This is a genomic window from Methanosarcina sp. KYL-1 (genome assembly GCF_024372725.1).
Taxonomy (GTDB): Archaea; Halobacteriota; Methanosarcinia; order Methanosarcinales; family Methanosarcinaceae; genus Methanosarcina.
On the sequence record NZ_VOUA01000019.1, the window covers coordinates 48,561 to 64,983 of the forward strand.

Genomic DNA, 16,423 nt, shown 5'->3' on the forward strand with positions numbered 1-16,423 from the left:
ATATTTTCAACTATAATATACACTTACATAGAGTATATCCAGGGCTATAATAAATTCCCGGTTATCTAAATTCCCGACTATTTTATCAGGGCCTTAAATTATCCAGAAAGAACTGAGGAGATTTTTTATATGCAGTACAGCATGGGCATTGATGCAGGAGGCACATACACCGATTCGATCATCATCCGGGACTCCGACGGCAGGGTGATGGACTCGAACAAGGCGCTAACCACCTATCCGGACCTCCTTGCCGGAATCAAGAATTCCATTGACGGGCTGGACGAAACGTATTTAAAAGACGTGAAGATGGTTTCCGTTTCCACGACTCTTGCCACAAACACCATCCTTGAAAATAACGGCTATCCTGTAGGGCTGATCCTTGTAGGGGACTATGAAATCCCGGATAAAATGCACGTCGATTACTATACCGTCGTGGCAGGAGGGCATGACCACCACGGGGCGGAACTGGTCTCCCTGGATATGGAAGCTGTGGAAGCTTTTGTGGGGAATGTCCGGGACAGGGTCTCGGCGTTTGCCATCTCCTCCTATTTCAGCGTAAGGAACCCTGCCCATGAGCTGGCAATCAAAGCCCGCATCCAGGAACTTACGGGGCTTCCCGTAGTCTGCGGGCACGAGCTCTCCCTTGACCTCGGGGCTTACGAAAGGGGGGTCACCGCCTACCTCAATGCCCAGCTTATCCCCATTGCAAGCCAGTTCATCCGCTCGATCAAGGACGAAATCACCCGGAGGGGGATGAGTGCCCGGCTGCTAATGCTCAAATGCGACGGCTCGGTTGTGGGCATCAACGAAGCCCTGGAAAAGCCCATCGAGTCCATCTTTTCAGGCCCTGCGGCAAGCCTTGTGGGTGCGTCCCACCTCTCGGGCCTTGATACCTGCGCCGTAATCGACGTGGGCGGGACAAGCACGGACGTCTCCATGCTGGAAGGCGGGCTTCCCGAACTCTGCGCCGAAGGAGCCGTGGTCGGGGGCTGGCAGACCAAGGTCAAGGCAATCCGGATGGAGACTTCGGCCATGGGGGGGGACAGTCATGTCTGGGTCCGGAACATGAAAACTTACATAGGCCCGAGAAGGGTTATCCCCCTCTGTGTTGCAGCCGTCAAGTACCCGGGTTTCCTTGAAAACCTGAAGAAAGGGAGGATCCCGGGAGCCATGCACCTTGAAGAAAACGTCCAGCCGACCAAGTTCTTCATAAGGACCGGAGCCGAAGCCGGGGAACTGGGGCCGTTTGAGCAGGCGATGTTTGACAGGATAGGGGACACCCCCACTTCCTTAAACGAGATCTTCTGGGAGACCCAGAAAGCTCTTTCCCCGGGACTGCTCGATTCCCTTATCAGAAAACGCCTGGTCCAGGCAATAGGTTTCACCCCTACCGACGCCCTCCATGTGCTCGGGGAGTACACAGGCTGGGACGCCGAAGCCTCAAAGGTAGGGGCAAAGCTCCTGGAACGCTACATCCAGGTAGACTACATGGAACTCTGCAGGCGGATTAAGAGGGATGTCGCAAAGAATATGGCTTTAAACCTTATGTCCTACATCCTGAAAGACGTCCCTGATCAGGAAATTGAAAAAATCATCCTCTCCGACAGGTTCACCCAGTTCAGGATGAAAATTCCCGTGGTGCTGATAGGAGGCCCCGTGGTTGCTTACACGGAAGAGCTGAAGCGGATCATGGACGCCGAAATCATTGTCCCGAAATATTCCGAAGTCGGAAATGCCGTGGGAGCAGTTGTCGGAAAGGGCATAAAAAGGATTGAAATCCTTATCAAGAGCACGTATGCAAAAGACAGGAAGAGGCTTGTCCTGCTCTTTTCCCCCAGGGGCCGGGAGACCTTCGGGAGTTATCCCGAAGCCCTGGAATATGCCGGTTCCCTTGGAAGGAATCTTGTCATGGAATACATGACCGAAGCCGGTCTTGATAAGGGCCAGGTGCAGATAGAGGTCAGCAAAAAAGACATTTCCCTGAGCGAAGCAGGGACAATACCCGTGGAGACAAAGCTGGTTTTTGTCGGGATCGGAATGCCGAAAACCTGAGTTCCGGGGACAATCCCCGGCTCAACTACCGGAACGTTTATATTTTTCCCTCAATAATGCAGATAATGGACTCAACAATGCAACTAATGGCAGATAATGAACTCAACAATGCAACTTAACAGATTATCTGCAACCTGGCAAACCGCAAAGTTACCATAAAGGTGCCCAGGAGCAGCGTACTTTATATTCAGCGTACTTTTCCGGAACTCAACATTTCTTTTTCTGAGGAAGAGCTATGCGGGAAGGACTGAAGGAAATTCCTGACTCCGGTTCCCCAACCGGGATCTGAAGTACCTGACAAAAATGGCATACATCGGAGTTCCCGAGTTATGGGTCCTGAACCGGAGTTCCTGAATCAGGAGCTTTTACCTGGAGACTCTGTATTAAAATTGTTCAAAAACAGGAGTTGTTTAAAAAATGGCATATAGTCTGGGCATTGATGCCGGCGGGACATATACCGACTCCATCCTTATCCGGAATTCGGACGGAGCGGTTGTGGGCTCGAATAAGGCACTTACGACCTACCCTGACCTCCTTGAAGGAATTATGAAATCAATTGACGGGCTTGACCCGGAAAAGCTGAAGCTTGTGAGCCTGGTCTCGGTTTCCACGACCCTTGCTACCAACACGATCCTTGAAAAGACCGGCTACCCTGTGGGACTGGTCCTTGTCGGGGACTATGAAATCCCTTCGGACTCCGGGATTGAAAACTTCATAATGGTTAAGGGCGGGCACGACAGCCGGGGAGAGGAAATAACAGCTCTTGACCTTCCTGCCGTTGAAAACTTCGTGCTCAGGCTCAAAGACCGGGTCTCGGCTTTTGCGGTCTCTTCTTATTTCAGCGTCCGGAACCCGGAGCATGAACTGCAGGTAAAAACCCTGATCCGGGATCTTACAGGGCTTCCCGTGGTCTGCGGGCACGAGCTTGCCCAGTCCCTCGGGGCCTACGAAAGGGGGGTCACTGCCTACCTGAATGCCCAGCTCCTCCCGATTGCAGAGGGCTTTTTAAAGACCGTTGTAAGTGAAATCGAGAGGAGAGGGCTTGAATCCCGGATTGCCATGCTCCGCTGCGACGGGTCTGTTGTGAGCATGCAGGAAGCCATGAAAAAACCCATTGAATCTGTCTTTTCCGGGCCTGCGGCAAGCCTGCTCGGGGCCTCCTACCTCTCCGGGCAGGAGACATGTACCGTAATCGATGTAGGGGGGACGAGTACGGACGTTTCCCTTATTCACAGGGGGCTTCCCTACCTCAGTGAAACAGGAGCTGTTGTAGGCGGCTGGCAGACCAAGGTCAGGGCTCTCCGGATGGAGACTTCGGCAATGGGAGGGGACAGCCACGTCTGGGTCCGGGGCAGCGATATAAATATCGGGCCCCGAAGGGTGATTCCCCTCTGCAGGGCAGCAGTGCTCTATCCCACCTTCATGAACACCCTGAAAAAGCGCTGGATTCCTGACAGGCTCAAACTGAACGAGCACATCCAGGCAACCAAATTCTTTGTCCGGACAAAGCAGAAACCCGCCGATTTGAGCAGGGAAGAAGCAGAACTCCTGGCTCTCATAGGAGACGAGCCACTCTCCCTCAAAGATATCTACTGGGACAGGAACGTCCTCCCCGCAAAGAGAGTCATGGATTCCCTGATCCAGAAACGGCTTGTCCAGGCAATTGGCTTTACCCCTACCGACGCCCTCCACGTACTCGGGGAATATACGGAGTGGGACGCCGAGGCTTCCCTTATCGGGGCGACCATGCTTGCAAATTTCGTGGGGACGGACAAGTACGATTTTTGCACGAAAGTGAAGCGGCTCTTTGCCAGGAACATGGCAAAAGACCTTCTAGCCTTCCTGATGGAAGGGGTTGATAGGGGTGAAATCGAAAAAATCCTGCAGGGCAGCTTTTTCTCCCGCTTCAAGGTTGATGTCCCGGTTGTCCTCCTGGGAGGCCCGGTCAGGGCATATGTGGACGAGTTGAAGGAACTGGTTGATGCCGAAATCCTGGTCCCGGAGTTTTCGGACGTGGGAAATGCGGTAGGAGCTCTTGTAGGAAAAGGGATCAAACGCATTGAAATTACCGTCCGCACAATTTACAGCGAGTCCAGGTACGACCTCAGGACAAAGGGCATCTTCGTGTACACCCCTGTCGGGAGGCGGCATTTCCTCATAAGGAGCGAAGCCATGGAATATGCCGAAGAGTTCGGGAGAAAACTGGTCCTGGACTACATGGCTGAATCAGGACTTTCTCCGGACCAGGTCACCGTCAATGTCGAAAAGAAGGAAATTTTGACCCCGGCAAGTGAAGTCCCAATCGAGACCAGGTTGATCTTCGAAGGAGTCGCCAGGTCTGACGTGTACGAAAAAGCCGTTGGCAGGAAAATAGGGGCCGGCGAAGATTTTGAATAGCTTTCGGAAGAAAGCTCACTTTTGAGATATACAGTTTCAGGGGAGGCCTCTCCATCTGAAAATAAAGACTGAAAAGGGTAAAGTTCATAACTTCCCTGTACAATTCAAGCAAAGAATAAAATTTGTTTAAGCCCATAGTTCTCTCTTCAAACTATCAAAGGCTTGAAATTATTTGTGTGTGTATCATTTGTTCAGACAATGGAAATCGCACATCAAACGCATAAAGACATTTGAAGGTGTTAACATAATTCCCAGAAAAGCATTTTTAACAAAGGGTACTGGCGTACACAAGGACCGGTTGGCGTCCTTTGAACTCGCCTTAAGGGAAGCAAGAATAGAGAAGTACAACCTCGTGAGCGTTTCGAGTATTTTGCCCCCTAATTGCAAGCTTGTGCCCAGAGAAGAAGGCCTGGAAGAATTGAAACCAGGTGCCATTGTCCATTGTGTTCTTGCCAGGAACGATACTAACGAACCCCACCGCTTGCTGGCTTCGGCTATAGGGACCGCCGTCCCGGTCAATGAAAATACTTACGGTTATATCTCGGAACACCACTCCTTCGGGGAGGAGGAAGTAATCGCCGGCGAATATGCAGAAGACCTGGCAGCAACCATGCTGGCAACAACCCTCGGAATAGAGTTTGATGCAGAGATGGCCTGGCATGAAAGGGAGCAGGTGTACAAAGCAAGCGGACACATTTTCGATACTTTCCACATGTGTCAGACCGCAAAAGGCGACAAAGACGGAAAATGGACCACCGTTGTAGCTGCCATGGTCTTTGTGACATCCCCTACTTAATCCTGAGAACTTAATAATCCTGAGAACTTAATAATCCTGAGAACTTAATAATCCTGAGAACTAATAATCCTGAGAACTGTTTGAAGCAAAAAAGAAAATTAAAACCGGAAAAATTTAAAATCGGGTAAATTAAAAATCGGAAAAATTAAAAACCGGATAAATTAAAAACCTAAAAAGGGGAAGAGATTAGCTTCAAAGCTTCCCCGGTCTTGGTGGCATGAAGGGCTGGAATAACCTGGCCTGGATGCCCCTGAAATACTTTCCTGAAATTATTCTCGGCCGCCGTGGGGTGCTGCGACCGACAAGGAAGGCGCCTGCCAGGATAAAAAGGCAGCCTCCTATTGTGTTTGCCTGAATCGGTTCTCCCAGTACAGTGCAGCCGAAGCAGATACTGCTTACCGGCTCAAGGAGGGAGAGCACGGCTGCGGTTTGCGCTTTTATGTGGGCCACTCCGCTAAGGTAGAGAAGGGATCCAAAAGCAGTGGCGATAACCCCGAAAGGTATGAGCATGCCCAGGTTATCAAGCAGCACGGGCCCGGGAACCGAAATTCCGAATGGCAGGAGGAGCACCAGGCTTACTCCCGTTGACCAGAGCATCTGCTCGACCGCCGAATAAGTCTCTTTGAGGTAGTTTACGGTCATGATGGAACAGCCGTAGGAAAGCCCCGAGAGCAGCCCGAAAAACATGCCTGCGATGTAACTGCCCTGCACTCCTGCACTCCCCGGACTTCCCATGAGCCCTGCAGGGTCGACTGCTAGCACTATCCCTGAGAGGGACAGGGTAAGGGCAAACATGCTGCGGAGGGTTACGCGCTCTTTAAGTATGAAGGGGGAAAGCAGGGTAACATAAATCGGGGCTGTGTAGAGGAGGAGAACGGCCACGGGGATGCTGGTGTGCTTGATTGCCGAAAAGTACGAGAACATTGTCACCGTGTTCAGTACCCCTAACAAAAGTATGTAGTGTTTCTTCTGCTTTAACTGGAGCTTTTCCAGCTTCCCGGTCACTGCTAAGTACGCTAAGATGGCTGCAAATCCGAAAAAAAGCCTGTAAAAAAGGATAGAACCTACTTCCATATTTTTTATGTCTTTTACGAAAATCCCTATCATCCCAAAGAGGATGCAGGAAATTATAACGGCTGTAAAGGGTTTATTATTTTCTTTAACTGTCTGGGGCATGATGCAGCATGAATAACAGAACCAGGATATATATTTTTTTGAAAATAATCGATAATGACAGATCTTTTGAGGATAGGGCACTTAAGAATAAGTTATAGGGGGAAAAATGGGATTTAATAGAGTCTTTTATGGAAAAATAGGGTATTAAGGGATTAAAAATGAAAAAATATGACTAATTAGAGTTTTTAATCAATAGAGGGGATATTATGCGATTAAAATCAAAAAAATAAGGTAAAAGAGGGTTTTTGAAGAGTAAGGTGACCGATATCAGTTTAAAAAATAAAAAAATAGACTATGCCCTTTTTTTGCAAAATAGGAGCTGTAAGAAGTTTTAAAGGAAAAATGGGAATTCTTTTTCTTCACTCCGCAAAATAGATCATTTCATTGGGCATCCGGGTCAGCTCGTTGCTCTCTATCCCTGAAAGGATAAGGGCCTCGATCCTTTCTTTCGTATTCTTGCGAGTTGTCCTGATCCCGAGCACCCGTGAGGCCTGGATCACCAGGTCTTCCAGGGGAGTGGAATACTGGGAATTGAGCACAAAGCGGACAGCTTCCAGGATTTCCTCGTCGCAGATCCATTCTATCTTTGCTGCTGTGTCTCCCTCCCTCCTCCGGAGGAGGTCAGAAGGCCCGGAAACAGGCCAGAGGAATTCTCCCTTTATCCGGATTTCTCCCGATTCCCCGGCTGAGGCCACTGAATCGAAAATTCGTGTCTTGATTTTACCGGCCATACGCGGGATTTCGCAGTGGAGCTTAATCCTCTGGAGCAGTTCCTCTTCATGCACGGGGCCTTCACATTCTACGATTGTTACTACCGCGCCTATCAGTTCTTCATCCGGGACTTCGGAAAGGTCTCCTGACTTTGGAAGCCCCGGGGAGAGGCAGACCCTGTAGGGAGGTACAAGAGCTTCGAGGGATTCTTCTTTTCCTGAAGATGACCCTTCTTTTCCTGAAGGCTTTTCAGGCCCCTCGGGTTCGTCGGTCCCGGCATTTGCAGCATAAAGGGCCTCTGATACCCTTTTTGTGGGAGCTAAGGTTTCTGGTTTCAGGGTGAAATAATCTGTTTGGGTGAAAGAATCTGTTGAATCGTTTTTCCCTTCCATTTCAGCTTCCTTTTCCGGCCAGAAAGCCTGCAGAGTCAGAGCTTCGGGGTCAGGGTCAATTTCCTGTTCAGGTTCCTGAAGGGGCTTTGTTTCGGTTTCAAATTCGGTTTCAATTTCAGCTTTGGTTTCAAATTCAGGCCCCATTTTCGTTCCAGGCTTAACTTCCGGTCCGCTTATGGAGTTGTCCTCTTCTTCTCCTTCTTCTTCGGAATCGGACTCAGGCTCAAAAAATCCCCCTGACCCGTAAATGTAAGCAAACTCATTGATCCTTTTGCCCTTTCTTTTCTTTACGGGGCTTGCCATGAAATCGACATCCGGGTAAGCCTGATAGAAGTTGAGCCTTTCAGGCTCTGGCTCAGGGATGGGCTCAAACTCACCTTCGGTGTCCTCTCCCGTAATAGTGCGGGGTTCTACATTGAACTTAAGGAGTTTTGACTTCCCTGACCTTCTTACAGGCCTCTTTCGGGAGTTTTCATCAGCCAGCGAAGCCATAGCTGCTGCTTTTGAGGTCATTTCGGGGAGGAAGTCCGTTCCTGCGGGCCCTGAGAGGTTTAGCTCAAGTTCGGAAAACGGGCTTGAGTAATCTTCTTCCCCTCCTCCCGCTTCCAGTTCTTCTTCTTCTACTTCCAGTCCATCTCCTGCTTGCAGCGCTTCTATTTCTAATCCTTCTCCTGCTTCCAGTCCTTCTACTTTCAGTCCTTCTTCCGGTCCGACACCGTATTCTGTCATGGAAGAAGTTTCAGGTCCCTTTAATTTTTCAACTTTTTCGCTTCTGCCGGATGTGAGGAAAGCGGCATCCGGATGAACTTTTTTTCCGGAACTTTCTTTTGAGGTATCGTTCCAGGAAAATGGCTGGTATACTTCCTCAGCCCCGGTCTCGGGTTGAGTTTCAGGTTGAGTTTCAGGTTCCGGAGCTTCCAGCCGGGCCTGCTCGACAGCTGCCTTCACGGCTTCCAGGAGTTTTTCCCGGCTCTCTTTCGGGTGCAGGTACCAGTCCGTGGACCAGACCCTGTAGAGTTTCCAGCCCAGCCCTTCCAGTACCTGCTGGCGCAGGCGGTCCCGGTCCCTGGCAACGGGAGAGGAATGGTAACCTGCCCCATCGCATTCGATCCCGAGAATGTAGCGGCCCGGGTGCCGGGGGTCAGGGACTGCAAGGTCGAGCCGGTACCCGGCGCAGCCTATCTGCCTGTGGACTTCACACCCGTTTTCCGTAAGGAAATCGGAGACTGCTTCTTCAAAGGGGGATTCGGCATCCTCCCTCCCACAGGCCGGGGAGAGGAGCCTCCCGCTTTCCGCAAACTCAAGGAAGACTTTGAGGGCCCGGAGCCCGAAGGAGGAGTTTTCGTCCAGGTGCAGGTCCCTTGAGGTGAAGTTTGCAAAGACCACACACTTTTCCCTGGCACGGGTGATCAGGACATTTAAGCGGCGCTCTCCGCCTTCCCGGTTCAGGGGCCCGAAGTTCAGGGAAAGCTTCCTGTTGTTGTCAAAGCCGAAGCCCACGCTCAGCAGGATGACGTCCCTTTCGTCCCCCTGGATGGTTTCGAGGTTCTTTACAAAGAAGTGCTCGCCCCTCTCATTCCCGGAGTTCAGGTCCACTCCGGGGCTGGCTTTTATGAGGGCTTCGATTTCTTCCTGGACGGCTTCCTGCTGTTTTACATTGAAGGTCCCGACCCCCAGGCTTTTGTCCGGGTACCTGCGGAAGTGTTCGAACACCGCCCTGGCAACGGCCCTTGCTTCTTCCCTGTTGGCCCCGCTTTTGCCCCTGTCGTAGACGGCATCGGGCAGGTGCACGAATTTCAGGCCCAGGCGCTCGTCTTTCTGCATGGGGGAGGGGTAGACGTAGAGCCGGTTGTCGTAAAACTCCTGGTTTGAGACCGCAATCAGGGACTCGTGCCTGCTCCTGTAGTGCCAGCGCAGGGTCTTGATCGGGAAACTGCGCTTGCAGACGTTTAAGATGCTTTCCATGTCCCCTGCGGCTGCGTAGTCGTCGGGTTCGCTTTCCGGGGCGTCGATGACCGTATCGAAGAAAGTGGTTGGGGGAAGCTGCTTTGAATCGCCCATGACAACCACCTGTTTTCCGCGCAGGAGGGCGCCTACTGCGTCTTCGGGCCTGACCTGGCTGGCCTCGTCAAAGATGATCACGTCAAAGCGGGTGCTCCGCGGGTCCAGGTACTGGGCGATGGAAAGGGGGCTCATCATGAAACAGGGCTTGATCTTCTGGACCAGGCCCCCGGATTTTTTCATGAGGGTGCGGATGGGCATATGTCCCCGTTTCCGGTTGAATTCGTTAAGGAGGATCCCGGCTTCCGAAGCCCGTGAGGCTCCCGAGGTGAGTTTCGGGGTTTCCTCGTATGCGGAGTGGATGATCCTCTTCCGGTTTTCCAAAAGGACCTTCCGGTCAAGTTCGGTGAACTTATTGATCTTGCCCTCATGGAGTTCCCGGATAAAAGTCGAAAGTGCAGGCCTTTCCTTAAAAGCCCGGTGCAGGAGGGTTTCGGCGTAGTTCCCTTCAAAAGCAGGGATCATGTCCTCGGGCTCGATTTTTCCGGCCTCGATTTCCTCCATCATCGGGGCTGCAAGCGTGTCCAGGCAGGCCTGCCTGTACCCCAGGAACTGGCTCCAGAACACAAGCGACGGGGTTTCGGCTTTCCACCGGGTTACGCGGGACTTCAGCTGGCTTATTTTCACGTTTTCAAGTCCGGTCCCGAACATTTTTGTGAAATCTGCCCCTACCCGGGCCCCGAAATTCTCAAGGGAATCCAGGAAAGCCTTTTTCGCTTCGAGGACCTCGTTTATTGCGGGTTCGAATTTCCCTTCTTCTACCCCGCCGGTGACAAGCTTGAAGACCCGGTCAGTGAATACTCCTTCCTTTACGTATTTCCTGAAGGGGATTATCCACCTGCCGTACTCTTCCAGGAAAACAGGATCGCTTTCAAAGCCCTTCCAGTACTCCCCGAAATACTTCTTGCCTTTGCTTTGCGCACCCTCAAGTTCGAACCTGCGGGTCTCGCATTCTGAGAGGCAGGCAAGGTCCAGGAGGATCTGGCTGTCTTTCGGGGCCCCGAAGGCATAGCAGGCCGTAATGTCCTTTTTCAGCTTGCGGTACTTCGGGTTCAGCTGCTTCAGCAGTTTATGGGACAATTTCTCGAATTCCGAGGTGTCCAGGTCAAGAATAGCAGGATAAAATGTCTTGTCCACAAAGGCTTTCAGTTCCAGGTACTGCCTGAGTTTCGAGACGAGGGCCGCGGCTTCGGCCTTTGAGGCTTCGGATTCCCATTCGGCGTTCTGGAGCATTGCCTCGGGCAGGGGTTTTGAGCCGGCTGCAAGTTTTGCGGCCCCTATCACGGCCCTGACCCCTTCAAGGGACTGGGGCTTTGAGCTTGCCGAGAGTTCATTCAGGGTTTTTATGGTTTTTTCCAGGGCTTCGAATGCCGCGGCACAGTCTTCGGCAAGGGGTTCGAGTTCTCCCAGGTCCGAAGGGAGCACAAGCCCGGGTTCACACCCGTACCAGGGGTTTTTCCTGACAGGGCCGAGGGCCGGGAGTACCCGCCCCAGTTTTTCCAGGACGGACTCGGCTTCGGTCCAGGCTTCAAGCTCCCAGGTCTCAGGCTCCTTGAGATCGAAGCGGGGCATTTTCAAGCCCCTTGCCTCAAAATAAGCCCTGTTCTTTTCCCTGACACCGTAGAGGGTATAGAGGCTGGAATAAAGCTTGCCTGCCGGTTCTCCCAGGGTAAGGGCATACTCGTTGAGTTCACGTTTCAGCTTTTCCAGTTCATTGATGTCCCGGTCCGGGCTGATTGCCTGGGGAGCCGGGCGGTTCAGGGCCTTTTCCAGGGCTTCGAGCACGGCCTTTTTCCGGGTCTGGTGGCTGTGAATTTCCAGGCAGAGTTCGCCCAGGCCAGCAGCGTCCAGCCTGCTTTTTACTACCTGGAGGGCTGCCATCTTCTCACTTACAAAGAGGACGCTCCTCCCCTGGGCCAGCAGTTCGCCAATGGTGTTTGCAATGGTCTGGGACTTGCCCGTACCGGGGGGGCCCTCGACCACCAGGTCCTTTCCGGCTTTTGCGTCCTCCATAACCGCAATCTGGGAGGAGTCGGCGTCCAGGATGTGGTAGGTGTCTTTTACTGAAAGTTTCAGGTCAACTTCTTCTTCCAGGAAGCCAGGGACATTGCATTCGGGTTCCGTGGGGTTGAATATCTTCTGGACCAGGGGGTGCTCCGCAGGGGACATGTCCTCGGGCCAGGTGGAAGGGTCCAGGTCTTTGTACATGACAAATTTCCTGAAGTTAAATAGGTCAAGGCAGATCTCCGAAAGGAGCTTCCAGTCCGGCTTTTCGCGGATTGCCCCCTGCACGGCTTTGAAGTATTCCTCAATTCCGGAAGCCTCCTCGGGCATTTCAAACTCGGGGACTTCTATTCCCATTTCCTTCATCTTTGCCTGCAGGGTGATGGAGGTGAAAATTTCGTCTCCGGTCCACTGGAGGTTGAAATTGCGCCCTTTGCCTATCCGCTTGAGTTCCACGGGGATCAGGACAAGGGGAGCTCTCGGGTTTTTAACGGATGACCTGGTGTCGTTCCACTGCAGGAAACCAAGAGCAAGGTAGAGCACAGGGTACCCCTGTTCTTCAAAAATGGAGTTTGCCTGGTTGTGGACGTAAAAAAGTTTCCTCTCAAGGGTTTCGCTGTCGTCCGGAGTGTCCAGGAAGGGCTCGAAACGGGAAGGAGTGGTCTTGCTTTTCTCCTCCGAGGTCAGGATCCTGCCTATTGCTTTGAGGAGCTTGCTCTCGTTTTCGGCAGTATCATCTTCTCCAACCTCCCCATTCCCGGCTTTTTTGCTTTTTTTCGACCGGGCTTTTGCCCTGAACTTCATTGATTTTTCCTGGAGAACAAAGAGCTCGTAGACCTCAGCCGGGGTCCTGCCTGCAATTGAGAGGGTACGTCTCTGGGAAGGGCGGTAATTGAGAAGGTTGTTTCGAAGAGACAGGTCAAGCAAATTTTGCCTTAATGCTTCCAATTCCTGAACTACATCTACCATAAAAATACCAGGCCCTGTTTACATAATTTGTGAATTATATTTAGAATACAGAATAAGAATACAGGATGATTACTAATAAATTTTGTTGATGTTACGTAGGGGGTAAGGAACTTTCGTTTTAAAGGATGAAATATATTTCGAAAAGAAATACATTTTACGAAGAAATATTTTACATTATATGAAGAAATATTTTCCTGGAGAGTTTTCTGAATCTTATCTTTTAAATTATTTTTATCATCAAACATTCTATTAATAGTTATCATTATACCAATAGTTTTCAGTATAGCGATAGTTATCAGTATAGCGATAGCTATCAGTATAGCGATAGTTATCAGTATAGCGATAGTTATCAGTATACCAATAGTTATCAGCAATTATATTGTAAAAATTAAAATTCAGTGTTATCTTCATCCGATCTCATTTCACGTTGTTTTCCTGCCCCATTTACCATTCACTGTTATCTCTCAACAACCTTTTCAGCCGCCATTCGCAGGCTTTTTCCGCAGGTTTCTTCCGGAGGAATTATTTCCTCTGGCGGAATTCTTTCATCTCCGGGGGGCAGCTCCCCCTGAGGATGCTTCAGTCCTCTCTCATTTTCTCTTTCTCCGGGCATAACTTCGCTTCCGGCCTTATCTTCCTCATCCAGGCTTACAAGGAAGGAACTTGCAAGGATAAGGGTGCAGCCTAACAGGGTGCCCCCCGAGATAGGGTCATTTAAGAGAATGTAGGCAAAAAAAATCGCACTTACAGGTTCAAGCAGGGAGATGATGCTCGCGTTCTGGGCTTTTACATGCATGAGCCCTGTGAAGTAGAGGATGGAACCCAGGGAGGTGATCATCACTCCGAGGAAGAGGAGGACGGGCAGGTTTTCGAGAAGGGCTGCTGCAGAGGCCTGCCCTGTATAGGGGAGCAGGAGCACAAGGGTAACCCCTGTTGAGAAGAAGAGCTGTTCCAGGCCCGAATATTCGTCCCTGAGGTAGCGGGAAGTCAGGATGATGCAGGCATAAAGTAAGCCCGCAAAAAGCCCCATCAGCACTCCGAGGAGATAGCTCCCGTTTCCTGTGCCCGGGCCGAAGGCAAGTTTTTCCGGCCCTACCACGACTGCCACGCCGGCCAGGGAAAACACGAGGGCTGCAAGGCTGCGCCTGTTAAGTTTTTCCTTAAGGATAAGGGGAGCAAGAAGCACCACGTAAAGAGGGGCAGTGTACAGGAGCAGCACGGAAACCGAGACATTTGTGAGGCTTACGGCCGTATAGTAAGAAACCATCACCCCTGCCTGCCAGGCCCCAAAGAGGAAGAGGGCTTTTCTCTTTCCCCGAAGCCGCATTCCGGAAAATTTTCCGGAAGCCGCCATGTAAGCTATAAGCGCCAGGAAGCCGAAAAGGAGCTGGTAAAACACCACCGGGCCTGCAGCCATGCTTTTTATGTAGACGAAAAAGATGCCTGCAAACCCGTAGATAACGGATGCGGCAACTACCTGGATACTGGCTTTCAGGTGATGGGGCTCCATGACCCTTCCAAATACGGGACTCGATTTAATAATACTTTCCAGAGCAGGGTGAAAGTGTTAACCGGCAAACCGGGCTTTCTAATTATGTATAATTTCATTTGTAGAAAGGTATTTTCCGAACATATTATGGCTTTGCAATTTCAATTACTAAGAAGGCCATATTTTCCAGCTTGTATACCAGCTTGAATTATACTAATGACTGTATACTTCACACGATTCGTAGTATTATTTAATTTTTATAAAATTGTTTCGATAACATTAAATACTGTCAAAACAAAAATACGTATGGATAGGTGAGTGTAGAAACGGAGAACTCCGGGCGTGTCCGGGTTCCTTTCTCAACTATCATCACATCACCCCCGGACACGCCCTTGCCCTTCAATCTGCACACTTCACCCTGAAATCCCTTTTCTCAATTTCCTTCTTTCAGGTCGTTTTTTTCTTGTCATTCTTTTCTGGTCGTTTTTCTTTTCTTGCAAGCATTTTCCTTGTGATCGTTTTTCTTCCGTAGAGTTTCCTAAGTCAGGCTGCAGGGTTTCGTTTCTTCACCCCAAGCATCCTTACGACCACCATGCTGATCTCAAAGAAGATTGTCATGGGGACGGCAACCATTACCTGGCTGAGGACGTCCGGGGGGGTGATTACGGCTCCTGCAACCAGGAAGAGGATGTAGATGTGCTTTCTGTAGGTCACGAGGGTCTCGTACTTTACAAAGCCGTTTCTTGTGAGGAAGGTGAGCACGATAGGGAGTTCGAAGATCAACCCGAAGAGGGCTGTGGCTGCGGCTGCAAAGGAGATGAACTTGAAGACCGAATAGGTCGCAGTCACTCCGGAACCGGCTGCATTTAAGTAGAGATATTCCAGGAAGAGGGGCAGCATTATGAAGTAAGCGTAGGAAGCCCCAAGGGCAAACATGACAAGGGCAGCCGTGCAGAGAAAAACAAACTGGCTGCGCCTGACAACTATCGGGTTCCGGAGCGAAAAGCGGCGTGAAATTGCCCTGTAGATGTAAAACGTTATAAGGGGCAGGGCCACAAGCAGCCCTATTATGAAGGAGAGCTTGAGCTTTAGCATCATTACTTCCAGAGGGGTCACGTACACCAGCTTTGCTCCCTCGGGAAGCAGGTCCTCTTTCATCCTTTCTATCAGGGGACCCGTTAACTGGAAAGAAAGGGCAATGCCCAGGAAAAGGACCCCTGCAATCAGCGCCAGTTTTTTCCGCAGGGTCAACAGGATTACACTTAAATTCTCAATAGCTTCAGACATATGAAGTACCTTTCCGGCAGCGTTAACGCAAATTTTTTATCGGATTCGGGCTTTTTCCGGGAACAGCACGGAGCTTTCCGAAAACATCCGGAGGCTTTCCTATGACTCCCTAAAGATCTGGGGATCTGCCCGGGTGTAGATGTAATAACATGTTCCGATATTAATATATTTATTTAAGTGCAGTGTTAAAGACGAAATTCGAGTAAAGAAGATATTCGAGTAAAAAATAAATTCAAGTTACAGGACGAAAGAAAGTTACGGCGAAAAAACCATGAACTCTCATAATGCCGGCAGCCAGACCCCTGCCTCTCCTTCCCCCCCTGCCTCAGTAAGCTCCGGAAGCGGGAATACACCCACTTCCGGGGTCCCGGGGGATTTTGAAGAACCAATTACGGTCCACCTGCGAGAGCTCAGGGACCGGCTTGCAGTCGTCCTGGTCTGGCTCTTCCTGGGAATTGCGGTTGCATACCCGTTCTCGGAGAAGGGGATGATGCTCATCTGGAGTGAGTTCATAAGCCCCGAACTGGATATGGCTGTGTATTCCCCGCTGGAATGGGTTTTTGCCCGGCTCAAGCTCTGCCTGGTCTTCGGGCTTGCAATCTCAATTCCTCAGCTCTTCTACCAGCTCTACAGGTTTGCAGGCAAGGGGCTCTACCCCCACGAGAAGCGCTTTTTCCTGAAAGTCATCCCTGCTTCCTTCCTCCTCTTCATTTTAGGGGCAGCTATAGGCTACTTCCTGGTCCTGCCGGTGATGTTCAAACTCCTTATTTTCTACTCGGGAGACCTGGCCTCGGCCCAGCTTTCCGTCCAGAATACCCTCTCGGCCGTAACCATGATCCTGGCAGGTTTCGGGGTCGTGTTCCAGGCCCCTCTCCTTGTGGTCTTTGCCGTGAAAATGGGGCTTGTAAAGTACGAAACCCTCAAAAAGCAGAGGGTTTTAGTCTACAGTGCAATTGCGGCCCTTTCCCTCTTCCTCTCCCCTGACCCGACTTTCATTGCCCAGGTCCTGGTTGCGCTTTTGCTGGTAATCCTCTTTGAGTTCAGCCTTCTGCTGGTCCGGTTCTTTTGAGCGGCAGGAGGTGTTCCTGC

8 protein-coding genes are annotated in these 16,423 nt (G+C 50.9%); 4 read left to right on the forward strand and 4 right to left on the reverse strand.

Translation table 11 applies throughout. The annotated features are described in order from the left end of the window. Positions 1 to 129: 129 nt before the first annotated feature. The 3 genes from FTO70_RS12645 (at position 130) to FTO70_RS12655 (ending at position 5,245) form a co-directional block, all read left to right on the forward strand. Positions 130 to 2,052: a hydantoinase/oxoprolinase family protein gene (locus tag FTO70_RS12645; RefSeq protein WP_255336115.1), complete on the forward strand. Its 1,923-nt coding sequence runs from the start codon at positions 130 to 132 to the stop codon at positions 2,050 to 2,052. A 417-nt stretch (positions 2,053 to 2,469) separates the two neighbouring features. Further along, the gene (locus FTO70_RS12650; protein ID WP_255336116.1) at positions 2,470 to 4,449 is read left to right on the forward strand and encodes a hydantoinase/oxoprolinase family protein; all 1,980 of its coding nucleotides are present in this window, start codon (positions 2,470 to 2,472) and stop codon (positions 4,447 to 4,449) included. Positions 4,450 to 4,693: 244 nt separating this feature from the next. Then, a complete protein-coding gene (locus tag FTO70_RS12655) occupies positions 4,694 to 5,245 on the forward strand; it encodes a pyruvoyl-dependent arginine decarboxylase (RefSeq protein ID WP_255336135.1) in 552 nt (183 codons plus the stop codon). Positions 5,246 to 5,437: 192 nt separating this feature from the next. Here the strand turns inward: FTO70_RS12655 and FTO70_RS12660 are convergent, their stop codons facing one another. From FTO70_RS12660 to tatC (FTO70_RS12675), 4 genes are all read right to left on the reverse strand, one after another. After that, on the reverse strand, positions 5,438 to 6,421 hold the full coding sequence (locus FTO70_RS12660; RefSeq protein ID WP_255336117.1) for a DMT family transporter: 984 nt from the start codon (positions 6,419 to 6,421) through the stop codon (positions 5,438 to 5,440). Between the two features lie 359 nt (positions 6,422 to 6,780). Beyond that, positions 6,781 to 12,558: a DUF3320 domain-containing protein gene (locus FTO70_RS12665; RefSeq protein ID WP_255336118.1), complete on the reverse strand. Its 5,778-nt coding sequence runs from the start codon at positions 12,556 to 12,558 to the stop codon at positions 6,781 to 6,783. 457 nt (positions 12,559 to 13,015) lie between these two features. Beyond that, entirely contained in the window at positions 13,016 to 14,068 is a 1,053-nt protein-coding gene (locus FTO70_RS12670; protein WP_255336119.1) for a DMT family transporter, read from the reverse strand. 522 nt (positions 14,069 to 14,590) lie between these two features. Beyond that, positions 14,591 to 15,334 (reverse strand): Sec-independent protein translocase TatC, encoded by a 744-nt coding sequence (gene tatC, locus FTO70_RS12675; protein ID WP_255336120.1) that lies wholly within the window; start codon positions 15,332 to 15,334, stop codon positions 14,591 to 14,593. A gap of 271 nt (positions 15,335 to 15,605) precedes the next feature. Between tatC (FTO70_RS12675) and tatC (FTO70_RS12680) the strand changes: the two genes are divergently transcribed. Then, complete coding sequence (gene tatC / locus FTO70_RS12680; RefSeq protein WP_255336121.1) at positions 15,606 to 16,403, forward strand: twin-arginine translocase subunit TatC; 798 nt, start codon at positions 15,606 to 15,608, stop codon at positions 16,401 to 16,403. Positions 16,404 to 16,423: the final 20 nt, after the last annotated feature.